The following is a 23,820-nucleotide window of genomic DNA, read 5'->3' as shown; positions in this document are numbered from 1 at the left end:
GGGTAGCTAAAAAAGCCCCGTCCCAAATTAGCTACTTGCGGAGGGCGTGGTCTAGGGTGGCCGCTACTGCCAGAGGATCGTCGGTGCCGGCGAAAAGGCGGATGGTACTCCCCTGCTTGCCGCGTGGAGCAGAAAGGCGCGTCGCGGCGCCGCCGGCGGGCGATGTGCGAAACTCCCCCGGCAAAGCCTCGAACAGCTCACCTGCGCTGCGCTCGATAAGGTCAAACTCAACTACCGGACCAAAGCCGTGCTCGAGGATTCCCGTTGCAACTGCATGATCGGGATGCGAACTCAGCCCGGGGTAACGCACATTGCGCACCATCTCGTTCGCAGCCAAATACTCGGCCAGCGCACGGGCGCGATCGAAGTGAGCCTGAATGCGAGCGTCGAGCGAGGAAAGCCCACGCTCCAGCACATCGGCCTCGTCAGCAGGCAAATCAAGCTTAGCCAAGCCGCAGCCCTCAAGCAGGGCATGTGCGCACTCGGCAGCAGCATCCACACGATGGCGCTTGAGCTGCGAACGCGCCACCGAAGCGGCAACTAGCTTGCGCGGAGCTTTGCCGGCGCACACGCGATCGAGCGCCTCGAGCGACAGCGCAGCACCCAGCCGCAGCGGATCGCAGCCAAAAGCAGACGCCACGGTGTTATCTACAACAAGCAGCGCGCGGGCTTCGCGAGCCACGCGACCCAGAGCGCGAAGATCGGGGACGCGCAGACCAAACCCGCCGATAGAGTTGACGAACCACCACAGGTGCGGCCCCTCGGCATCAAACGAAGCATCAAAACCCTCGGACGCGGCGGCAAATGCCTCGGCGCACGGATCCCCCACCAGCACAACGTCGCGGCCATCAAAGCCGTGCGCAAACGCATCGACAAAGTCATCGGCAAACGCAACTAGGCGGTCACCGGGGCGCACAATCCCCAATTGCGACAACGCTGCTGGCACATGCGAGGCCGTGAGCAACCGCGCTTCACGCGCGCCGGTCCTCAAAACCCAAGCCTCTTCTAGCTGCTGTACGCTCATACGGCACCGTCCCCTCAAAACAAAAACCCACGCTGCGGGTGTTCCCCGCATCGTGGGCAACGGCTGCAGTATAGCGCCGATATGAGACGAATCACCTAGATGATGAGCGTGTGATAGTTCACGCTCGCACCCGGAGCGTCAACGGTCACGCCATAGGCCTCGGGATAGATGCGTGTCGAAAACACGAGCGCGCCATCGTTCACAAACACCTCGACCGACGAGACATCGCCAACAACGCGCACGTTACGAACCTCGTCGACGGGCTCCCAGCGCACGGTACGACCGCAGCCGGCAGAAGCGCGGCCTTCATCGGCAAATCGCATCTCAAAGCGCGCGGGCAGCTCGCCCTCGGCGGGCACAAACGCCAGCTTCAGCTCGTCATAAACGGTCGCGGTAAACGCGTCGTTGACACCGTCGACAACAACGTCAAAGCAGGTATCGCCGGCAACCTCCAACGAGCCCACCCCCACACGCACCGAGGCATAATGGCGCTCGATCTCGCGCGCCGGCTGCTGCAGCACCACGCCGCCGGCACCGGCTGTAAGCTCACGCGGCACCGTCATGCAGTGCTGCCAGCCGCACACCACGGTGGGCGCGTTGCCATAGGTCGGCTCATCGGGCATGCCCATCCAGCCGATCAGCATGTGGCGACCGTCCTCGGCCGTGAACTCCTGCGGAGCATAGAAGTCAAAACCGGCGTCCCACAGGCGGAACTCGCCCAGCTCATAGGCACCGTCGCCGCCGGTAATGTCGCCTGTTACAGGCATGTAGCCAGCAGCGTATACGTTGCCGCGGTCCCAACGACCGCCTTCGAGCCCCTGGGGAGAGAAGGACAGCCACTTCGCCGGCGCACCGCCATCCGCCTCAAGCTCAAGGTATCCCGGGCACTCCCACATAAAGCCAAAACGCTCGGGCGTAGACACACGGCTCTCGAGTTCCCAGCTCAACATATCGGCCGAGCCATACACCAAGATCTCACCCACATCGCGCCCGGCACCCTCGCCGTGCATCGCACAAAAATGGCTTTCGATATGCGGTCCATCCACGCGACGACGGGCGCCCAGCACCATGTGATAACGCCCGTCCGCGTCACGCCACACCTTGGGATCGCGCACGTGGCAGGTCAAATCCTCGGGATAATCATCGGACGCCAGCACCACGCGCTTTTGGCTGAACTCCCGACCGGCAAGACCATCAATGCTCTCGACATAAACAGTATCGGCTCGTCGACCGGTATTGACGTAGTCGTACGTGCCGTCTGCATCGGAAAGCTTAACGTTGCCCGTGTACAGCACGCGAATGCGGCCGTCCTCAGCAAGCGCGGAGCCCGAATACACGCCATGGCAATCGAACGGCTCGTCGGGCAGCAGCGGGGCGCCAACGTAGTCCCACGTCATAAGGTCGCGGCTCGTCGCATGACCCCAGACCTTAACGCCACCCTCGACATCAAACGGCGCATATTGAAAATAAGCGTGGAACACGCCGCCCGCTTGGCAAAGACCGTTGGGGTCATTGAGCCAACCCGCCGGCGGCATAATATGGAAGTGCTGGCCATACGCGCCATGACCGCACTCAGAGGCGGCAGCGTCAACAGCGGCAACCAGCTTTACAAGGTCGCGACCAAGTGCATTAGACATATCAAAGTCCTAACGGATCGAAAGTTACTAGGCACCAGATATCGGCACCAGATACGGGAAACGCCCGCGAGCATACAACCCGCGGGCACCCCCTCAATCAAAAGCCCTTAGGCCTGCTCGGAAGCCTTGGGCTCGTCCTTGTACAGGACAAACGAGACGCCAAAGGAAACCAGCGCGGCGACCGCAAACATGATCGCGTACTGCACGGGCTGGGCCAGGCACAGCAGGATACCGAAGATACCGGTAACGCCCGTGCCGGAGGCAGCCAGCGAGGTGAGCGCGCAAACCAGGGCACCGCAGCCGGCGCCGATGCAGCCGGCGATGAAGGGCTTAAAGAAGCGCAGGTTCACACCAAAGATGGCAGGCTCGGTAATGCCCATAAAGGCGGACAGAGCCGAAGGAAGCGCCAGGCCCTTGATCTTGGCATCGCGGGTCTTAAAGGCAACGGCAAGCGCGGCGCCACCCTGGGCGATATTGGCAGCGCTAGCGATGGGCAGCCAGTAGGTCACGCCGTACTGGGCGAGCTGGCCCAGGTCGATGGCGGTGTACATCTGGTGGATACCGGTAACGACCGTGGGGGCATAGAACAGGCCGACGATAAAGGAACCAATGCCGAAGGGCAGGGTCAGCAGGGTCTGGATCAGACCGAGGATGGCGTTCTCGGCCCAAACAAAGATGGGGCCGACGGCAACGAGCGTCACGAGCACGGTCACGAACACCGAGACAAGCGGGGTCACAAAGAGGTCGAACATCTCGGGGACAACCTTGTGGAGACGCTTCTCGAGGAAGGCGAGAATGGCGCAGGCGATAACGATGGGAATCACATGGCCCTGATAGCCGACCCACTCAAAGCTGTACACGCCGGGGATGACGGTGACCATGGTCTGCACGCCCTCGGAGGCAACCGTGTAGGCGCTCTGCAGCGAGGAGTTGATGAACGCACCGCCGACGACGGCACCCAGGTACGGGTTGGCGCCAAAGGCCTTGGCGGCGGAGTAGCCGATCAGGATCTGCAGAATGCCGAAGGACGTTCCCGAGACCAGGTCGGCGATCTTGTAGATAAAGTTATTGGTGTCGAGCGCGATAAAGCCGTTGGAGGCCATAAAGTTGAGGGCGCTCATGATTCCCAGCAGCAGGCCCGAAGCCACGATGGCGGGGATGATGGGGACAAAGACGTCGCCGAGTACCTTAATGGCGCGCATAAAGATGTTCTGCTGCTGCGCCGCGGCCTCCTTGACCTCGGCCTTGGTGGCAGCCTCGACGCCACTAAGCGCGATGAACTCCTCGTAGACCTTGTTGACAGTGCCGGTGCCAAAAATAATCTGAAGCTGGCCCTGAGCCTCAAAGACGCCCTTGGCGCCGTCGACGTTCTCGATGGCCCCCTTGTTAACCTTGGCGTTATCGGCGATCACCAGGCGAAGACGCGTAGCGCAGTGCGCGGCCGAAACAACGTTGTCGGCGCCACCGACGTTGTCGAGCACCTCTTGGGCTGATTTGCGGTAGTCCATGACTTCCCTTTCCTCCAACGGGTGCATTCGCACCCGGCCATCTTTGACACTTATACTGTAATCGTTTTCAGTTTCATAATTCTGTAATCGTTTTCATAATAGGGTGAACGGTAGGAAAAAGCCGGCGAAAGGTAGTTTTAAGGCAAAAACAGGCGACTCAGAGGCAGACAGACGTGCCCAAAACCTAGACATTCATAAGCTGATGGCCGAGCTTGAGCGTCTTGAGACCGCTCTCCCCCTCCACGCCATCGAGCGTGTTGAGCAACATATTGGTCGCCTCGACGCCACTGGTCAGGTAGCCATAGTGCACGGTGGGAATGCCGCCCGTCAGCGCGCGCAAAAACGCGTTGTCACCAAAACCGCTTACGCGGTGCATGCCCTCGCCCACGCCGCGAACCTCATCGATGGCACGCAGCGCACCCGCCGCCATGGTGTCGGTCGCGCAGGCGATAAACGAAACATCGGGAGCGGCGGAAAGCAGTTCACGCGCCGCACCATAGCCCGAGTCGAGCGTAAAAGACCCCTGGCGAATCAGGCTCGGATCAAGCGCCACGCCCGCGGCGCGCAAGCCAGCCTCAAAACCGCGACGGCGGTCATAGCCAGCAGCGCGGTCCTCCTCGGTAACTCCAATGTAGGCAATCTTGCCATCCACGCAACCCGCAAGCGCATGACCCAGCTCAAAGGCGGCCTCGTAATCGTCGTGATAGACGCACGCCGCGCCCTCAACATTCTGACCGATCAGCACGATGGGCACGCGGCACGACTCAATCGCCCGGCGATGCTCGTCGGTAATCATGGTTGCCACCAGCACAATGCCATCGACCGGGTGGTTTTGGAATAAATCGAGGTATTCGAGCTCGCGATCGGCCGCGTTGTCGGTATTGGCAAGCAGCATCTGGTAGCCACGGCGACCGAGCACCTGGCCAATGCCGGCGGTAATGCGGCTCACGGATTCCGAGTTAATCTTAGGTACGATGACGCCGATGAGCTTGGTGGAACCGGTGCGCAGCGCGCGAGCCTGGCTGGACCGCACGTATCCGGTCAGCTCAATCGCCTGCTTAATGCGCTCGGCCTTGTCCGTCGATATGTAGCCACCGTTGAGGTAGCGCGAGACGGCGGCGCTCGAAACGCCGGCCAGCTCGGCCACATCTTTCATCTTTACCACGAGTACCCCTGTCGTTGAAATCGCTTTCACCATGATACCCGTGAAGACGGCATGCGAACCAAATCGGCCCACTCAGGTCGAGCAAACGTCAGCGAGCGGGCAGCTGCCGTGGCGAGGTGCCGCGAAAGAGGAGCGAAGCGTACTTTATGTACGCGAGCGACGGTTTGAGCGGCAGATCGCCCGGCAGATGTTCGCGCAGCGTCGACCGGTCCGGCGTTCGGTAGAACGCCGGAAATAGTTAGCCGTGGTACTCGCCGTTGTACTGGATGAGCGTCAGGTCTTCCACGCCGTCGAGCGCGCGGATGGCGTCGGCATAGGGCATATCAACGCCGTCCGAGAACACCTCGACGGCCGTCTCGACCTTGTCACCGCGCATGGTCTTGGACTTGACGGTGAACTTGGTGCGGCCAAAGGCGCGCACAATGTCGTCGCCGGCGGTCTGGCCCGTGTAGTGGATGACCATCATGTACACGCGCGCCTTGTCCTGGTGGCTCGCAAAGCCGGCAATCATCACCACAATCACCACCGCCGTGAGCCCCACGAGCGCATACATGCCGGCACCCGCCGTAATGCCCGTGGTAATGGCCCAAAACAGATACAGCAGGTCGAGCGGGTCCTTGACCGCCGTGCGGTAGCAGACAATAGACAGAGCACCGACCATACCGAGCGAGATAACCACGTTCGTCGAGATCGCGAGCGTGACCATGCAGGTGAGCACGCACATGCCCACGAGCGTCACGGCGAAGCTGCGCGAATACACCACACCGGTAAAAAAGCGCTTGTACACGTAATAAATCAAGATGCCCATGGCGAGCGCCACGAGCAGCGACAGGCCAATCTTGGCAGGATAGACCTGACCAAACCCACGCTCAGCGGCACCATATCACGCACCAGCTGTGGGCAAAACTCGGTAAACTTGACCTCCATCACCAGTTTGCCGGGCTCCAGTACGGGCAATGCGGACAGCGTTGCATCAAAAATGTCAAAGCTTCCCACCGCCGCGTGCATGTTCATGTCAAACGAAATGCGCACGGTACCTTCGTCCATCACCCACGGCTCACGCTCATAGTCCACGATGGCCCACGGGCGCATCATGTTGTAGATGCACTCGATGTAGAGCTCGCGACAGAGCGGATAGGGGCTCCTCAGCAAAAAGCCGTAGTCGCCAGCCAGAATCTGCTCAAACTCACCGCGTGTAAGTGGCGCGTCCTCCTTGTAGATCCAGCTGCCGTACTTCTTTTTGCGCTCGAGCTTAATCACCTTGTCGCTGCCGTTATAGATTTAGAACAAACGAATACCCAAACCCCTCTTAATCGCCTTATTCAAAACGTCGTTAAGTCGCTTAGGCCAATTCGAAATAAAGAATAGACAAGTGCAGCATGCGCAAAATGAATCATTGTTCAGACGATCAATCTCGTTGAGCAAAAGTTCAGAATGATTGATGTCCGCCACAGTCGCAGCTAAGTCAGCCATACACTCGTTTGCATTTTGCGTCGCCTGTTCATTAGTTAACCATAGCGACCTCAGGGCATGAACGGCAATAATGCAAGCAAATGTATAGCCATCAATACGCCCAATATCCGCAAGCGAATCTCCCCTCCTGGCAACCCAGTCCTTGTAAGATCGCTGGCCAAAAATCACATCTGAAGGAACAAGGGCATCATCCAGAGAGAAAAACTTCGAGGGATCAAAATCACGATATGCTTCAACCGATGGATAGCTTAGATATAGCTGACCCATATCAGTGCTGTCGCAGTAATAGTCTTGCATTAGCTCAAGCCGCTTAAAATCGAGCCGATTGTCCTGAGGATCTAAGTCAAATATAAGCAAGGTGTCTGTAAAACTGGATTCGAGAAGCTGGGCCGCATCATCTTTATCCGAAAGAAGCTCTGCGACAAAGGATTTAAGATCAATGGACTCGAAATCGCAACCGCATTCTTGAAAGAGCTTGTCTAGAAAGTCATGAACATTAATCTCGACAGGAACAATTTGATGATCATCTGCGAGGCTAAAAGAATCAAACATGCGCTCCATCAGCTGAGGCTCGCGTTTAGCACCTTCGACAATGAGCAGGACGTTCTTTACGGACGCATTGTTCATGACTAGTCAAACTCTCCGGCACGGAGGAGCTTCTCAATGTTGTTGCCAAGCCTCAACTCGCGATCGGTGGAATCGGCCAAAGTTCGAATGCCCCCTTTTGCAGAGATTTGATAAACGCAGTCAGGCCTCATTACGCCATTCTTAACAAGCGAGGTATTGTGGGTCGAGCACAGTATCTGACACGATGCCTTTGAAGCAAAGAGCTTCAAAAGGCTCTCTGCCATCTCAAAGTGACAAAAAGCGTCAAACTCATCTATGAACAAAAAGCTGGCCGACTCGTTAAGCTCAAGCTCAGAGAACAACTTAACCAGAGTTCTTGTACCGCTAGAACATGCCTCGACAAACGGGATGCATCGCATGGGATGATTGAAATACAGAACAGGTAAGCCGTCGGACTCTTTAATAACGATCAGGGACTCATCGACTCCAAAATTGCGAATAAATGACTCGAATTCCGCGACCTTGTTCTCGCGTATGATCTTGTCGATTACCTTTCTTGTTTCAAACCCTTTCAATCGAAAACTGTCCATGCGAATCAGTCTCATGCGCGAGACAAATCGGCGCAACTCCGCCAAGACGCCTAAAACATTAGTTGGAAGACTGCTCGTTATGTATGAAAGAAGGCTCAACGAGGTATCGGAGAATTCAAAATTGATCCCAGCAGCACCGATTCGTTCAAGATGGTTCTCTTCGAAAACGCCGCTTGCATTATTGAATTCGAAAATTCGTTCCCCATCAATCAATAGGGTCTCGTGAAGCCAAGTAGTCGGAGAAGTCTTCTCATAGCAGTAATTGATTTCGCGACCGTCAAATTCAAAGACATAGGTGAACTGTGCCGTACCTCGCCCGCAGTCAGCACTCAAAAACAGACGATCATCCTGGTCAGAATAATCGAATGCCTTTGGAAAGCCGAGTGTAATGTCGAATAAAGCTGAACCGAAATTCGATTTACCAGACGCATTTCTGCCGATCAAAAGTGCAATTTTCACGGTTCCGTTTTTAACGTTATTTTCTGCAAACTGGTAATCACGAGAAGCTGCGAAATTAAATGAAACCGGAGTCGAAAAATTCCTATAGCCATCAACAGTAAAACGCTTAAGCATGAGAGTCTCCTATCTCTTGCCGTAATTATATTACGGCAAGAGATAGGAGACCTGCATCAATTACGTAACTACGGGAAACGTCATGTAACCAAAGCCAATCCGAACCATGAAAACCTACTGAGAGAGCCACTCAAACCTGTAGTATGCGGCAAATTCCAGACATTTCAACCACACTGGATAGTGACAAAGCTTCTACCTGCGGTTTCGTTTCTTGAAAAGGGCGGCGTGCTCGAGAGTTCCGAAATTTGTCGCATACTTCCATCGAGCGGTTCCGGAAGTGCGGTGAAAAACAGAGAGCTGTCGACCACACCCCGGTTTTGGGCATCAGCGACCTGCGGTTTTGTTGGTAAAAATCCGGGTGTGCTCGGAGGTTTCCGATTTTTCCCCGCACTTCCGGAAAACACGACAACACCAAGCACCCTAAAACTGAAGACGCGATAAGAGACCCCTCAGAAAACAACCTTTTGAGCAGATCGACCTAAATCTCCCGAACGACAAGTCGGCCTTCGAGCATGAGCTTGTGTGCAAGGTTGTTGCTACGTCCGGCAATACCAAGCGAAGCGCCATAGTAATCGAGAAGGGCAAGTACCTTGGCCACCTCTGAGTCGCGAACACCCTTGGCGTAGCTTGAGTATAGGAAGACCAGGCTGGTATGCCCGTTATACAAATCCACCGTGCTAAAAATAGACTCAAAATACGAATAATCGGCTCGCGAAAGCGAATGGCCAAAAAAGACTATCGAAGATGTCTTAAGACCATCCCCTCCCCTTTGCGAAGGATAAGCAATCGAGCCACTTGGAACCCCTCGGGCAGACTTCAATACACGATATGTCTTGGTAAATGGGAGGATATCCCGATTATCCAAATTGCCGGAACCGTCGATTCCAAAAATGCATTCACCATCAAGCGTGCCGTGGATATTGACAAGATCGGCATCCCCAAACCGCTGTTTAAGCCACCGATATGGAGACGTATAGTTAAAGTTGAGAACAGTCACCGCATCATCGGGCACACCATCGGGCACCACGGTATGCTCAATCAGCTTGCGCATTAAGTTATCCGAACAATCTGAATAGCCATCGTTGCGAGCAACCTCATCTTTGAGATAGCAATTGAAGTAGTGTTCCATACGCTCGAGTTCCGACATGAGGATGGAAGAAAACTGCCCCTCGGGATCCTCAAGGACCCGAGGGAACGCATGGGCGAGGTAATGCCCCACACGCTCGGTCCAAGGATTGGGCTCGTGTCCCAAAAGGCGAGCACCCTCTCTCAATAGAGCAGAATATACCTCTGAGTCATCCGAACTCTCCGAATCTTCAATGCTCAGCTCAGAAAGAACCCCTTGATTACCATCGTCAATGCCGTCTCCAAGCCGTTCGATCTCGTCGACCCGATTCTCGATGTAGTCACTTACATTGAGAGCGTTCGCTTCATTTGCTATATAAAAGTAGTCCTGCAGAGAACCGAACGAGACGGCATAGTCGGATATCATTACGCCCTCATCGTCGATGCCGTCCTCGGGCAGGTTGATGCCAAACACATTGGCAATAGCCGTCTCGACATCGCACCAGTTCACGTTGAAGGCTCTTGCCTCCATGTCCTTCCGGCTTCTAAGGATTAGATCCCAAGCAGTCAGGCCTCTCGCTTTGATGGCTCCGTAATCACAAGCGCCCTCTTCCGAGACAAGAGAATCTATGACCTTCATTCGAGGCTCAAAGAAATCCTTAAACGAAGACGCCAGGCCACAGGAAAGATCGAAACCGTTGCCAACCACTATAAGATGATGATTGCGGCATCTCTTCCCATCATCCTCACCGGTAAACCTGATATCTTCTGCACTCACATTAGTCCTTAATACACCGTTTAGACTCATTCTCAGTCAGATAACGCTCAGGCATCCAAACCATTCGGATGTAATTAACGATTTTATGTCCGCCAACCTTGGCGTAATAAGCCCTCACAATAAGCATAATGAAGAAAGACGGCCATCCAAAAGAACGGCCGCCTCTCCGCAGGACGTAGGCCCGTAGGTTGACTACGTCAATACCAACTATTTACTCTATCGTCTAGGCTCCAAGGGGTCAATTCAATTTAAAGAGCGGCACCGTAAACATCGCTGTCCTGACTACCAGACGATTGATCGAGGAGTTCAGGTACGCCGACGGCTGAATCGGCATCGTGAGGTATGCCTGCTTTGAGCGGCCGCTGGATCGCAGGGGCAATTCTGGAGATGACATTATCCAGAACGATTCCATGCAGCCATCTCACGCATGCTGTAAAGAAATCGACAAAAAAAGAGGGCCGACGCATCAACCCTCTTCAGGTGTCGCCCGAAGGCTTCCACCGCAATTGGCTATATTTTAGTCGATATCCTATGTTTGTCTACGGGCCCAGCACCAAAGAATGTCATCTCCATCTTTAACCTCCATCTTTAGCTACCGCTTCTTAAGAAGCAGCTATATAGCTACGAAGTGCATCCATCTTGCTCCTGGCCCCAGTCTTTACTATTTTATGAAAATCTGAGGAAGACAGGGAGCCGTGCAAGTCTTCCAGCACGCTAGAGTAGTTCCGAATTAACTGATAGCACTCAGTTTTGGAAACCATCATCTTTCTGAGCAGATAGACAATTAGGACGACATAATCAGTAATAGTTGAAAAGTCTATCGAAGGAACGCCAACCTCGGATGACAGCATCTGGCCAAGCTGATTTCCCACTTTTGCCCTCTTAAACCTAACGTCATAAATGGCACTGTTATGAGCAATCGCGTTACGGAGATCTTTGAGCACAAAGATAGTACGTTCGAGAAGCCCGGGGCCGTCGTAATTGTTCGGAAGCTTTAGGTCATCAGATATGCTCTGTCTAACCGAGCCCTTTAAGCACGAATAGAAAACACCGAAGTTTCCTAGAGTCATGACCTCGAATAGCGCCCAAATAGGCAAGGGTTTATCGCTGTCATAAAAATGCCTAACAACAGGGTTCTTGGAATAATTGTACTGAATCAACCTATTGATTTCCGCACGCAGGCCTAAGCGCTTTTTCATGGCATCGCTATAGTTGCTACTTTTTCTAGGGTAATCACGATATGCCACGAGCGTTCGAGAGAAAATATCCTCCAGCGCGAACGAGCGAGAATCTTCAAGCACGGCCTCCAGCGTATAGTTCTTTAGCGCAGTTTCAATAAACATTACGCTTGGATACAAGAGCGCCTTAACCGCCATATCAAACTCATTTAAAGCAATTACTTCATCAAAGCTTGTTAAACCCAAACAGTTGGAAGAATTGCCCACAAAACGATGGCCCTTATAGCCATGGTAATAACCGTAATTCTTCATCTTTCTTTTATGGACAGAGCCATGCGTCTCTATCCCTTTATCCCTAAGATGTTTCATGAGGCCATTGAGAGTTTTCATTATGGGTCCTTAAGCGCGGAGCCGAAATTGAATTAATTATATCCGCTACCGGGCAAACCTAGGATATCGGTACAAATGGCCCAGCCCCACTTCCCTAAAGCCGTAGAATAAAAAGCTATACAGCGTCGCGCATCCTCAGAAGAATGCCCTCAATATACTTAAACCCGCAATTAGGCAAACACCAAACCCATAATCCGGACAACAGAGGTGAGCCATATGCATAGCCCCATTGATAGCGAAAGCTACGTAAAGCCCATCCTTGGCAGGACCAAAATCGATATCTGGGAGTGTTATGCGAGACATATTCTGCAATTTATCGATAGCGACAAATACGGCAATTTGGCTTACAGCGATAAACCGGATCTGATCGATCGGGCACATTCCCTGGGCATCGAGGTAACAGCTTCCCAATCACAAGACAGCAGAAAGGCAGAATCCCTCTATTCCAAACTCCTATACGAGAATGATTCCTCTCAAGAAAAACGCCGAATCGAACTTATTGAGCAATGTGGAGCACATTTCGAAAAAGGAGTCCTGTTTGGTCCAAATGGTACGGATTCATTCAAGCAGGTTATTGAAGCTCTTCGCAAAAAGCTGGACAGACTCGACTCTAATGACTACGAACTCTTTAGGAGAAACGAGTTGTTTATCAGATCCAACATTCTTGCTGACGAGGAAATGCTTCGCGAAGCGCTCTCCAACATGAAAAAAGAATCCAGTGGCCACTCATGCCACTTCGCATCTGTTATCGTCTCGGTCCCTGGATACAATTATGTTTTCGATCTCGATGCATCGACATGCGTATCTCTTGAATTCGGATACGAAGACCAGCATCGTATTGCTCGCGAAGCAAACAAGGAAGTGAACATCGCACAGTCAAGCTGAACCGAGCTGCTATAACCGATCTACTAGCAGACCATTTCTTAGCGGGTCGGAAAAAAGCCCCCGGAGCTCTTTGCTGCGCAAGCCTCAACGTCCTAATGAGCCAGCACGCTCAAGCGGCGCAGATTCACGCCAATCCGGCACGAAGGTTCTTAAAATTTCCCTTATCTTGGCAGTGAGAAACCGGAATGCACAAGGCGACCCGGGCACCTCCACCCAAGAAAGGATCTTATATGCTCAAAGACGGCATCGCATATCTACTCAAGTTCGCCCCCAAGGAGGCATACATCGTCGACCTGCTGAATGGTCACCTCTACATGAACGCGGCCGGCTACTACCATGGTCTGCCTGGTGAGCAGGGCGATCCGCTCGAGGCTTCCATGGCTCCCGGGGTGTGCCTCTACGGATATACTTGCTTGCCCATCTACTGCATGTACACGGTCCGCGAGAACGATATCGTCGACAACGCCGTGAAAATCCCGATGCGCATGATCCAGGAGTTCGGGTGCGCGGACGGGTGGATCGGCATCGTGCAGTACGACAGCTTCGCGCGCCTCGCCGACAGACACATAGCCGACGACGGAAGCATCTACGCTCACGGCCCCATCTCCTACGGCGTCCCCGGGCCAGAACTGATCCGCGAGATCTTTGAGGGCATCCCGCACAATCTCGTTATCAAAACGCCCAAGTACGCATATCAGAAGGAGTATCGAATCATCGGGTCGCGTCCGGTCGAATGTCGCCTTTTACCAGACGAGAATCGCCCGGGCTGCAAAATTGAAAAATACGACCACGCAGAACTTGACCTAAGCAGCAGCCTCGCGGACTTTTCCTGTAAGGTCTCGGTGGCGAGTCTCGAAGAAGCGCAAGACGGCCTCATGCTGGAGCTCCCGCATCGCGTATAGGCAACGAAGCGCGGGCGGGACGCCACCAATGGGCAACGTCCCGCCCGCTCTGCGCGATCTCATGCGCATCCAACTTGTAGGGTAAATTCATCACTCGCGTCGATTACGACCCCAATATTTCCTTAGGAAACACGCTCGGCAAATCGTTAACGCCCATAGCGAAAAGCACCTTTGCGCTGGCATCGTTGCTGAGCTCGTCACTCAACTTAAGTGCATCAAGCAGTATGTTTCGGCGTAACATCTTATAGTCATCCTCAGTCAGCACTAGCTCAAGATCGCTTAAAACCCCTACTAGATTGACATCGCGAGACGGAGACACCTTCGCGCAGAACAGACGCTCGTCATGCGCGCAGATGTTTCGAAAATCTTTGATGTGATCGTATGCGAGCCTTAGCCTTCGGGGGCTGATGCGCTTATCGACTTCATGCGTCTCGGAATAGAGATCGGAAAACGACTTGGCAATGGAATTTCTCATGCTTTCTGGTTGAAACTCGTAAAACTTGAACGCCTGACCAAGCATCAAATAATTCATAAGAATCCATACCGGCGTATTGTCATGATTATTCTCATAATGCCGAATGTAGTCCCTTTTATAATCGCTTTTCCATTTTTGAGACCTACATAGCACCTTCTCGAAATCACAAATAAGCGTGTCGATCTTTTTTCGATAACTAGCATCGGCACGGTAGGATCTTCTATCCAGATATGCTTCCGGGCTATCTTTATGGGCCATCGCGAAACGATAAGAACAGACGGTTTTAAGCACTGCTTCCGCCTTGTTAAAGTACTCAAACATGAGCAGACGCAATGAACGGTCAAATTCGAATAAACGATATATATCAGAAAACTTCGTACCTTTTACGAATAGCTCGTGGCAAGAATCTCCACGCTGGTCGAGAAACAAATCCTTGTAGCCGTTAATAACCGGATAGTATCCCTCGCGTTCCAAAACTAAACGAGTATTGTTATCGCATTCGAGTCCACGGCTTTCAAGAATAGCAATCTGCTCATCAATAGATTTAAATGGTTTATCCATTTGGGCCCCTTAAACGCGAAAACCGCCTTTCGGCGGTTCCCACGGACCAAGCCGGACGTACCGTCGCAAGGCCTCATCACAACGATTACTTTAAGGGAGAACTCGGGGTTCGTCAATCTGATATCGCCAATCTGAGCGGGACCGACATATGTCAGCGCTGAAAGGTCGTTATTAGCTGACAGCAGCCGACACTCCCCTGCCCGGAAACAGCCCCCGGAACGCTCCACAGACATGCAACCCCGGCGCCGAGGGCGATCACAACCCCAGCAAACGCCAGGCGCGCACCATTCCCGCACGAGGGCCCCGCCTGACACCCTTACCTTGGTAGCAAGCAACCCGGACACACAAAGCGACCCAGAGCATCACTACCCAAGAAAGGAAACACCATGTCCAACAACAACATCGCCTACCTACTAAAGTTCGCATCCAAGGAGGTGTACATCGACGACCTGCTGAACGGACATCTCTATATGAATGCAGCCGGCTACTATCATGGCCTGCCTGGCGAACAGGGCGATCCGCTCGAGGCGTCCATGGTCCTCCCGGCATGCATCTACGGCAATTACCGTCTGCCCATCTACTGCATGTACACGGTCCGCGAGAACGACATCGTCGACGGTTCTGTCCAAATCCCGAAGCGCATGATCCGGGAGTTCGGATGTGCAGACGGATGGATCGGCATCCTGCGGTACGACAGCTTCGCGCGCCTTATAGACAGCCACACCACCGGCGGCGAGGAGGTATACGCCCACGGCGCCATCTCCTATGGCATCCCCGGACCAAAGCGGATCGAGGAAATTTTCCAAGGCACGATCTGCAACCTACTTATCAAAACGCCCAAGTACGCTTACCAGCAGGAATATCGAATCATCGGGTCGAACCCGGTCGAGTGCCGCCTGAGGACCGATACCAAGCACCCTGGATGCAAAATCGAAGAATATGGCCACGCAGAGCTGGATCTGGGTAGCCAACTCACAGGCTTTTCTTGGAAGACGCCCGTGTCGAGCCTCACGGAGGAACAACACAGACTCGCACTGAAGCTTCCGCAGCACGCATAGACAACCCAACGCATGCCGCATAGCCGCCAGATGGGGAAACAGAAAGCCACCGCCCCTCCCCTCCCCAACATCCCCCAAAAAGTTCGCTGATGTAGACTGGGGTTCCCGTAAAATAAACTCAACAAAATATGTGCGGAGTGCTGGCCTGGAGCTGCCTTCGGACCCTATTGGCTGCTCACCGAGAGGCTCCGCTATGAAACGACCCCTTTACTACCTGCTCTGCGCGATCGCGTGTACGTCCATGGTCGGCGCGACGATGCCTATGGCAGCCATTGCGGAGGCGATTCAGCCTCAGGAAACCGTCGAGCAGCAGGCGCGAGCCGACGCCACGAGCAGCGACACAGGCAAGGTTGAAGACGGCACCAACAAAAATGCGACAGCAGATACCGTAGAGGACGGCACCGCAACATCCACCGGCACCAGCGCAGCCGACACGGAAAACGCTGACGACACCGCTGCCGCAACCACCACCCCCGCCCCATCCCTCCGCGCCCAGACCACCCCCCACGCCCGAGGCGATCTCCATCACGGCGGAAACCGGCTACTCCCACTCCGTCACCGCAAGCCAAAACGGCGTCACCTTCACCGTCTCGTGGAACGACGCCCCCGCGGGCACCGTGACGACCTTCCACGTAACCCAGGCCAACGGCTCGTCCCAGGCCAAGGCGCGCATGGACGTGCCCACCTATTGGGACGGCGACAGCCAGGAAAGCGTCTGCGACCCGTCGCGCCAGGCATGGGCCGGCTACCACAGCCTGGGCACCGCCGGCCACGACTTTGCCTTTGACTTCACGGCATCGGGCACGTACCGCATCTACTTCTACTTTATGGACAACGACAGAAACGACCCCCAAAACGACAAGGGGATCTACTACCTGCGCACCACGGCGGAGGTGACCGTAAACGACGCCGCCCGCCCAAGCGTCACGCAGATCGTCAACGACGCCGTGGACCTGTGCAGGCAAGAGACAAACGGCTCGGAATACGACATGGCGCTGTGGCTCCACGACTGGACGATCGACCAGCTGGAGTACGACCACGGCCTCAACTGGTGCTCGGCCGAAAGCGGCCTCACGCGCCACCAGGGCACCTGCGAGAGCTACCAGCGCATCTACTCCAAGCTCCTTGACGCCGCGGGCATCGCCAACGGCCGCATCACCGGCAACGGCCACACCTGGAACGCCGTAAAGATCGACGGCAAATGGTGCCAGATGGACCTAACCTGGGACGACACCAGCGACAACTGGTACGGGGACCTGGACCAGCGCCATCTGTACTTTGGCCTGACCGACGAGCTCATGGCAATCGCCCACTCCGACCACACGGCCAACTACCAAAAGGCCGACTACGCCTACCGCTCGACCGACCTTTCCAACAATTACTTTGTGCGGGATGGCAAGGCCGATGAATGGGCCGAGAAGTATGCCGACCGCATTCAGCAGCACCTGGATGCCAAAGAAGAGAGCTTTTCCATCGATGCCGACAATCAATCCTTACCGCCGAGCATCTCGGGGATTCAAAATGGGATCGTTGCCTATGCGATGAACCAGAGAGAATGGAAGACCGATGGATACAAGGCCAACCTGACGGCCACGTCAAAGGTCGAGATGACGTCGAGTAAAAGCTGGACAGCGAAGTATATGTTCAAAGCGAAACACGCCGAGTCGGTCGAACCATCGCAAACAAACTATTCAAATACTCCCGAAGGCTATGCGCGGATGCTATATGCAGAGTGCTTTAACACGCCAGAGCCAACAACGCATCAAATAAGTTACTGGACAGGCGTACTCAAGCAGGAGGATGGGCCGCAAAGAGCAGTAAAGGAGTTCTTTACCAGCAGCGTTATAAAACAAAAGAATGCAGTGGAAATTACTCGTTTACTATATCGAGTAGTCGCCGGAATCAATAACCCTACAGAAGCGCAGCTTGCATACTGGACGCAACACATCAAAGCAAATGGGGTTAACGGAGCGATTGCCGAGTTTAGCAACAGCAAGTTCTTTATATCTCAATGCATGAACTATGGGCTATGCAACAAAAACAGCCAAGGTTCGCAATCACCCTCTGTCTATGCCTGGCTACTCTACGAAAAGTGTCTCGATACTCCCGATCCAGGACAATGGAGAATTGATTATTGGGCAAACGTGCTAGCTAATAACGGTGGATCGGAAAAGGCAATCAAGGAGTTCTTTACCTCAAGCACATTTAGGGCAAAGAAACCAGAAGCGCAGGCGAGGCTCCTTTACAACATTGTCGCAGGCGTTTCCAATCCAACGGAATTCCAAATCGCCTATTGGACAAATATCATCAACTCAAATGGACTCATTTGCGCGATAGAAAATTTCCTAAATAGCGACCTATTTACCAAACAAAAGCTTGCCTACAACATTCTTTAAGCAAATATTCCCAACGATTTGACAACGGGCCTACCGATGAATCCTCAATCGATAGGCCCGCCTGATATTTACTTAAGCACCCTTCTTACCAGGTACTTAGAAGCGCCCACGAATCCTGAAGTCGCTGCAACAGCGGCAAAAGACGGGACGCCTCCGGTAAGGCGATCAAGCTTCCCCTGAAATCCCGGTCTACTGGGAAGCGAAGGCTCAGAAGCAAGATAAAGCGCAAGCTCTTCGGGCAATGTTTCGCGCATTCCCTTCAAGCCTTCCTGCGTCATCCCCGTAACAGATAGGATTTTCGAATTATCAATAACCCTATTAAACATACGGTCATAGCGAATCTGATAGACACCGCCTCTATGACGTTCAAACTCACTAAGTTCACAAGGAACAACTTCAAGCGACGGTAAAACCTCCCGATACGCATCGGCAACTTGGCTCCACGTCATATGGTCAGATCCAGAGACAGTAAAGACCTCGCCTAGCGCCATAGAGTTACCAACGAGACGAGAAATCATCTCGGCAACATCGCCGCCCCAACTCATAGTCGATTGCTTCTCAAGCATTGCCGCGGGAAGCGGAACGGAAATCTGATGAAGGGCCCTCCAGAGCCATTCATCAGATTCCAAGACCGCAAGCTGCAATCTGCCAACCGCGCCATCGTAAGTTACCGCAGGGCGAATAATTGTCCAGTTACAGCCGGGCTCAGCCAAAAGGAGGTTTTCGCAACGTGCTTTGGAAAGCGCGTACTCATCGGTCGCAAGATATTCATCATCGTCAACGGCATCAAGCAAGCGAGGAGACTCTTCTGTAATAACGGAGGAGTCAGCATAAACGCGATATGAAGAAGTAAAAACGTATTGCTCAGCCGCCGAAAGAAGCTTTTTATATCTCTCGCTGAATTCAGCAGTCGACCAAACCATGAAATCAACAATGGCGTCCCATTTAGAATCAAGTAAGCAGTCCAAAAATACCTGATCATGCGCATTGCCGACAGCAAAAGAGATGTGCGGGCTACCGGACTCCCTCGGTCGCCGTGTGGTAACAGTGATGTCCCAACCACGATTCGCTAGCTTTTCGCACACATGAGAGCCCATGGCCCCCGTGCCTCCCAAGACAAGCGCCTTCAACGTCTACCTCCCCAGCAATTTTTTGACTGCCGAGACGCCTTTGTCTCCAAGGGCGCCTTTGATTGCCGCCTTAGCAGCATGTTTTACATCAACCTCGATTTGCGAGACAGCCTTAAGAGCATCGCTCTCGGCTTGGCTGTCGGTAAAAACCTCCAAAAGAAGCGGGCGGTCGTGCATCTCAGAATCCGTAAAACGATCAACAACCGACGCAAACTCTTCCTTGTTTGATGCGCTTAGATACTCAAAACCTAGATCCTCGGCATAATGATGCATGAGATCGGGAGATTGGGCACCAAAATGACCGCGCGCAGCCATAAAGGCATCGGCGTCTTCGCCAAACTGCGCAGCCTTGTGGCTATAGTTTTTAAACTCTGTGCCAACACCGTTATTAATCAGCATGATGCGCAAGTTTGAACCGACATGACGATTGCCCATGGAGTTAAGGTCGTAGAAGCACGCGAGGTCTCCCACAACGCCAAAGAACAACTTTTCAGGCGAAGCAAGCGAAGCGCCTATCAAAGTGGAAACGCAGCCATCGATACCAAATCCGCCCGTGTTGCAAAAACAAGAAACGCTGTCTGGCGTCTCAAAGAAATTCCAGCTCCGCAGCGTGTTAAGAATGCCAAGATGAAGCACCGAATTCTCCGGAAGCCTAGGCGCCATCTGTTCAGCGCACCAGATGTTGGAAAAAGGAAACTCCGGCATACGTTCACGAAGAGATGCGTCTGCAGCGTTCCATTCATCAGAAACGTTGAAGGTTGCCACCGAATCGACCTTCGCGGCATAAGACTCAAAGAACTCTTGCTCGTTCATCTCGAAGACATAGCGCAGGGTGCCAAAGGGCTCACGAATCCGCCCATCAGGGTTAACACGCCACACTTCACAGGCGGGAAGATTGAGATATGCACCAGAGATATCGCCGATGTAGACAATCACATCGGCATGGTTGCAGGCAATCTGGCCGCATTCTTGCTTTGAAACAAGCGCTGCAAGAACACGATAAGCGCCACGATAGTTACTCGTTTGATCGCATAGCACAGCAGCGCCATACGTAGCGCAGAACGAATCAACAGCAGCGGCCAACTTTTCGCTCCACGGGCGATGGGCGCCAACAAATACCTCTACCCGCTTGCCCTCGAGTGACGGAAGGGCATCGCCCGGGAAGATACGATCGATTTTGCGTGCAACAGGCAAACCGTCAGCAGAAAAACCATCGCTATAGGTAGTGACCAAATCGATATGAACCGGTCCACCTCCGTGGCGCGTGAGCTCCAGAAGAGCCTCATTGGTGCAAAGTTCGCACTCAAGACGATCGTCCGCAGATGCGATAGAACGCGACTGGAAGCTATAAACACACACATCGTTAAGCGGGCTGCGTCGATCCATCACCTGGGGAACGTTGCGTCCGATACGGCCAGGATGCTGAGTAGACGTAACAGCTAGAACGGGAAGTTTGCGGTAAAAGGCCTCAGTCAAACCAGGCAGGTAATTACGAGAAGCGGTGGCTCCCGTGCATGAAAGAACGACGGGTTCTCCGCTCTCCGCGGCCATGCCGCAGGCCATATAAGCAGCAGATCGTTCGTCAACGGATGAAAACACTTCAAAGAACGGGTCGCTCTGAAGACACTCGACAAAAGTAATGTTAGTAGTGCCGGGGCTTGCGATAATCCGTTTAATGCCATACTGCTTTAATAGCGAAACAAGAATTTGAACATTACGTTCATCGGTGTATATATTTTTCATTATCAACCTTCCTTTATTGGCGATGCAAATAGGGCAATCTCGCAAAAACGGCTTTGCGCTCTCGAGAATCGAGAAGGAACTTCCAGAAACAAACGACCATTGCAAAACTATATAGCGCACCCCAGAGCAAAAAAGATAGCCAGCTGGATACCGGCACCAAGGATGTTCCCGCAAGGCAAACAACAACAACAAGCACAGTGACAAACACAACCGGAAGGATCCTCTTCCAAAACTTGAACATATCAAGCCCGATACAGCGTTGGTAATACCAGTTCATAAATACACCGCAGCCAAGAAATATGTAAGTCACATAACCAATAGCGGGCGCCCAATAGCCAAAAGATCCAGCTAGCACCGCTGTCAAACCGAGATTTATGGCCGCCATACAGAGGTAGGCAACGCTTCTGGCCTTGTGTCTGTTTTTAGCTCGTTGAATCTCGATTCCTGTATTCTGAGTCAAAGGGATAATCAACGGCGCAACCATAAGCATGATGAGCCAATATGCATCGGAGAAACCCTCTCCAGCCCATTTAACGATAAAAAACCGCCCCAATAGGACAAAACCGCCAAAGACGTAACAAAACAACAACGCCTGGTATCTACCGACACGCGTCATAAGAGAAGTTAGCTGATTGTTATCGTCACTTTCCGCAACGATACGGTTGATAAGCGGAACAAACACGTTAGACATGGTGGTAGATAAAGAATAAAAAACTTGCCTTATCTGCAAAGAAACGGCAAAGACGGCAACAGTGCTTGCGCCCGACAGCGCGCCGAGCAGCATGTTTGGAACACTCTGATTAATGAGTTCACAGACCTGATTAGAAAAAATCCAAGCACTAAAAACTGCAATAGCAGCAAATAGTGAAAAGTCAAAGCGACGAACATCAAATCTCATGTCAAGCTTAAAGATGGCAAATCTCGCATTGAGCACTAGCAACGTCAAAGTAACGCCCAGCTGGGCAAAAGCAACGCCAACTGCACCCAGACCAAGATTAAGAAGGACGAATGCCACACCGGGCGTAGCTAATGAAGTAAACATCTGTCGCGTCTGCTGAAACTTAAACTGCTCATGGGCGAGAATATAGGCGTCGAAGACCGTGGAGAAAAGGGTGGCCGTAACATTGAACGCCATAATCCCCATAAGCTGCCCAGCAAGGCCAACCTGCTCGGACGTAAAGCTCCCGGAGAAGAAGAAATCAACGTTACCTGCAAATAGAAGTCCGAGAAACAGAGCAATAGCGCTGACTATAACGTAAAGAATTAGATACATGCCGTTAAGCCTGCGAATATCAGACTCATCCCCAGTCGCACGCCTTTGGGTATAGAAGCGAATATACGCCTCGGAAAAACCAAAGGTCAAAAGCGTCAGCGAAAATACAAACGAGTTAGACGTTTGGTAAACGCCATAGTCAGCCTGACCGACAAATGCCAGGAGCATGGGCGTATAGACCAGGTTGACGAGGTTTTTAACAACAATATTGAGGTAACCGAGCATTACGCCGGCCTTGCGCTGGCTAGCCACGAGTCTCCACCTTAGACATAGAATTTTTAAGCCAGTTAAGCGAATCCTCACGCAGCAAGGTTAAACGAGACTCAAAATCATCCCAATCAGTTCCAAAAATGGTCCCTTCGCTAAAAATGTCCTCAGACGAACGATGCCCAACCAAGCCAAAAGACGTGCACAGGGCATCAAAACGAGAAGACATATCAGCATCAGAGCTAACACGCTCAAAGATTGCCAGCGGTTTATGATGAAGAAGGGCAAATACACTTGCATGGAACGAATCGGTGCATACAAGCTCACCATGGGCAGCAAGCCAAACAAATTCTGCTGGGCCGAGAACAAGCGATTCGTCCATCACATCGACTATCGCAAGCCCATGATAATCCGCAAGTTTCTGGATTTTTGCCTCGTTAACGTCGTTGCCAAGGACATATTTGAAAACAAAAGGAGCATCGCAGTTAATCTCCTTGGGTTTCTTAGCAACCTTGGACCAATCTGAAGCAGTAAGGAGCATAGTCGGATCGAGCACGACAGGGACATCTCGACCAGTAAGGTCTTTTACGATTTGTGCGCCCGCATACTCGCGCACAGAGATAAACGGAATGTCATTTAACAATTCGGCCGTACGACAGCGATTAACCGTAATCTCAGAAATGCCAAAACTAGCGGCATAAGCGATTTTCTTATGGTTGGGCACCATTGGTAAATATTCAAGCTCACTATTAAAATCGAAATCTGGATTCCAGACTTGATCGGAACCGATTACAAACAGGTCATACTTAGAAAGATCGTTAGAAACATATTCTTTGGACACAGTGGAACTGGAAAAGATAATATTCTCCCGATCAAAACGATCGAAAGCTCCGATACTGTCATTACGGTGTTTTACCCGGCCGAATTGATGTTTAACAGCCCTCAAGCGAGATTTTAAAGGGCCATTAAAACTGTAACCTCGCCGAAGAGACTCAACATTATTATTAAGACCACTCAATACCGTTTGCAGAGCATAATTCTGAAGACGATTTCCGTAGTTAATGCTCTGAATTGTCATTATTGCTGAATTCATAAGGAATCTATCCAATCAATATAGCTCAGGGGAAAGCCGGAGATGATTAAACATAACTCAATGCGGGTCTTCACAATGGAAACCCCCTGCAGATTTTCAGAGCAGCAATACATTAATGCAGCAAGGAACAATAAGCAGGACAAGCATAA

At 52.6% G+C, this 23,820-nt stretch carries 19 protein-coding genes; 4 read left to right on the top strand and 15 right to left on the bottom strand.

Features of this window, described 5'->3' with window-relative positions; all coding sequences use genetic code 11:
- Positions 1-31: 31 nt before the first annotated feature.
- From DXC90_RS05050 to DXC90_RS05005, 10 genes are all read right to left on the bottom strand, one after another.
- Positions 32-1,024 (bottom strand): PLP-dependent transferase, encoded by a 993-nt coding sequence (locus DXC90_RS05050; RefSeq protein ID WP_158550225.1) that lies wholly within the window; start codon positions 1,022-1,024, stop codon positions 32-34.
- Between the two features lie 95 nt (positions 1,025-1,119).
- The gene (locus DXC90_RS05045) at positions 1,120-2,661 is read right to left on the bottom strand and encodes a glycoside hydrolase family 32 protein (protein WP_117735026.1); all 1,542 of its coding nucleotides are present in this window, start codon (positions 2,659-2,661) and stop codon (positions 1,120-1,122) included.
- Between the two features lie 107 nt (positions 2,662-2,768).
- The gene (locus DXC90_RS05040) at positions 2,769-4,169 is read right to left on the bottom strand and encodes a PTS transporter subunit EIIC (protein ID WP_117735025.1); all 1,401 of its coding nucleotides are present in this window, start codon (positions 4,167-4,169) and stop codon (positions 2,769-2,771) included.
- Positions 4,170-4,353: 184 nt separating this feature from the next.
- Positions 4,354-5,325, bottom strand: a complete 972-nt coding sequence (locus DXC90_RS05035) for a LacI family DNA-binding transcriptional regulator (protein WP_233502191.1) — start codon at positions 5,323-5,325, stop codon at positions 4,354-4,356.
- A gap of 247 nt (positions 5,326-5,572) precedes the next feature.
- Positions 5,573-6,142: a DUF4956 domain-containing protein gene (locus tag DXC90_RS05030; protein WP_199406623.1), complete on the bottom strand. Its 570-nt coding sequence runs from the start codon at positions 6,140-6,142 to the stop codon at positions 5,573-5,575.
- Positions 6,130-6,594 (bottom strand): polyphosphate polymerase domain-containing protein, encoded by a 465-nt coding sequence (locus DXC90_RS05025; protein ID WP_199406622.1) that lies wholly within the window; start codon positions 6,592-6,594, stop codon positions 6,130-6,132. Before DXC90_RS05025 ends, DXC90_RS05030 begins: the two co-directional genes overlap by 13 nt.
- A 21-nt stretch (positions 6,595-6,615) precedes the next feature.
- The gene (locus DXC90_RS05020; protein WP_117735023.1) at positions 6,616-7,434 is read right to left on the bottom strand and encodes a hypothetical protein; all 819 of its coding nucleotides are present in this window, start codon (positions 7,432-7,434) and stop codon (positions 6,616-6,618) included.
- Between the two features lie 2 nt (positions 7,435-7,436).
- Positions 7,437-8,537, bottom strand: coding sequence for an ATP/GTP-binding protein (locus DXC90_RS05015; protein ID WP_117735022.1), 1,101 nt, complete (start codon positions 8,535-8,537; stop codon positions 7,437-7,439).
- Positions 8,538-9,015: 478 nt separating this feature from the next.
- Positions 9,016-10,380 carry an AbiH family protein gene (locus DXC90_RS05010; protein WP_158550224.1) on the bottom strand — a complete coding sequence of 455 codons (1,365 nt, stop codon included), beginning with the start codon at positions 10,378-10,380 and terminating at the stop codon, positions 9,016-9,018.
- Between the two features lie 602 nt (positions 10,381-10,982).
- Positions 10,983-11,948, bottom strand: coding sequence for an Abi family protein (locus tag DXC90_RS05005; RefSeq protein ID WP_117735020.1), 966 nt, complete (start codon positions 11,946-11,948; stop codon positions 10,983-10,985).
- A gap of 216 nt (positions 11,949-12,164) precedes the next feature.
- On the opposite strand from DXC90_RS05005, the gene DXC90_RS05000 reads away from it, so the two are divergent.
- Positions 12,165-12,833: a hypothetical protein gene (locus tag DXC90_RS05000; RefSeq protein ID WP_117735019.1), complete on the top strand. Its 669-nt coding sequence runs from the start codon at positions 12,165-12,167 to the stop codon at positions 12,831-12,833.
- A 230-nt stretch (positions 12,834-13,063) separates the two neighbouring features.
- Positions 13,064-13,735, top strand: a complete 672-nt coding sequence (locus DXC90_RS04995) for a hypothetical protein (RefSeq protein WP_117735018.1) — start codon at positions 13,064-13,066, stop codon at positions 13,733-13,735.
- 103 nt (positions 13,736-13,838) lie between these two features.
- Here the strand turns inward: DXC90_RS04995 and DXC90_RS04990 are convergent, their stop codons facing one another.
- Positions 13,839-14,771 (bottom strand): Abi family protein, encoded by a 933-nt coding sequence (locus tag DXC90_RS04990; protein WP_117735017.1) that lies wholly within the window; start codon positions 14,769-14,771, stop codon positions 13,839-13,841.
- 386 nt (positions 14,772-15,157) lie between these two features.
- Between DXC90_RS04990 and DXC90_RS04985 the strand changes: the two genes are divergently transcribed.
- A complete protein-coding gene (locus DXC90_RS04985) occupies positions 15,158-15,829 on the top strand; it encodes a hypothetical protein (protein WP_117735016.1) in 672 nt (223 codons plus the stop codon).
- Between the two features lie 671 nt (positions 15,830-16,500).
- On the top strand, positions 16,501-18,225 hold the full coding sequence (locus DXC90_RS04975) for a transglutaminase domain-containing protein (RefSeq protein ID WP_117735015.1): 1,725 nt from the start codon (positions 16,501-16,503) through the stop codon (positions 18,223-18,225).
- Between the two features lie 68 nt (positions 18,226-18,293).
- Here the strand turns inward: DXC90_RS04975 and DXC90_RS04970 are convergent, their stop codons facing one another.
- Genes DXC90_RS04970 through DXC90_RS04955 form a run of 4 tightly spaced genes read right to left on the bottom strand, consistent with a single transcriptional unit; the run spans position 18,294 to position 23,671 of the window.
- Positions 18,294-19,340, bottom strand: coding sequence for an NAD(P)H-binding protein (locus DXC90_RS04970; RefSeq protein WP_255413367.1), 1,047 nt, complete (start codon positions 19,338-19,340; stop codon positions 18,294-18,296).
- 18 nt (positions 19,341-19,358) lie between these two features.
- On the bottom strand, positions 19,359-21,098 hold the full coding sequence (locus DXC90_RS04965) for a thiamine pyrophosphate-binding protein (RefSeq protein ID WP_117735013.1): 1,740 nt from the start codon (positions 21,096-21,098) through the stop codon (positions 19,359-19,361).
- Between the two features lie 13 nt (positions 21,099-21,111).
- A complete protein-coding gene (locus DXC90_RS04960) occupies positions 21,112-22,623 on the bottom strand; it encodes a lipopolysaccharide biosynthesis protein (RefSeq protein WP_117735012.1) in 1,512 nt (503 codons plus the stop codon).
- Positions 22,616-23,671: a polysaccharide pyruvyl transferase family protein gene (locus DXC90_RS04955; protein ID WP_117735011.1), complete on the bottom strand. Its 1,056-nt coding sequence runs from the start codon at positions 23,669-23,671 to the stop codon at positions 22,616-22,618. Before DXC90_RS04955 ends, DXC90_RS04960 begins: the two co-directional genes overlap by 8 nt.
- Between the last annotated feature and the right edge of the window lie 149 nt (positions 23,672-23,820).

The sequence above is a fragment of the Collinsella sp. TF09-1AT genome, assembly GCF_003436895.1.
GTDB lineage: Bacteria > Actinomycetota > Coriobacteriia > Coriobacteriales > Coriobacteriaceae > Collinsella.
The sequence above is the reverse complement of the archived record's forward strand: the minus strand, read 5'-3'. Positions and strand labels throughout refer to the sequence as shown.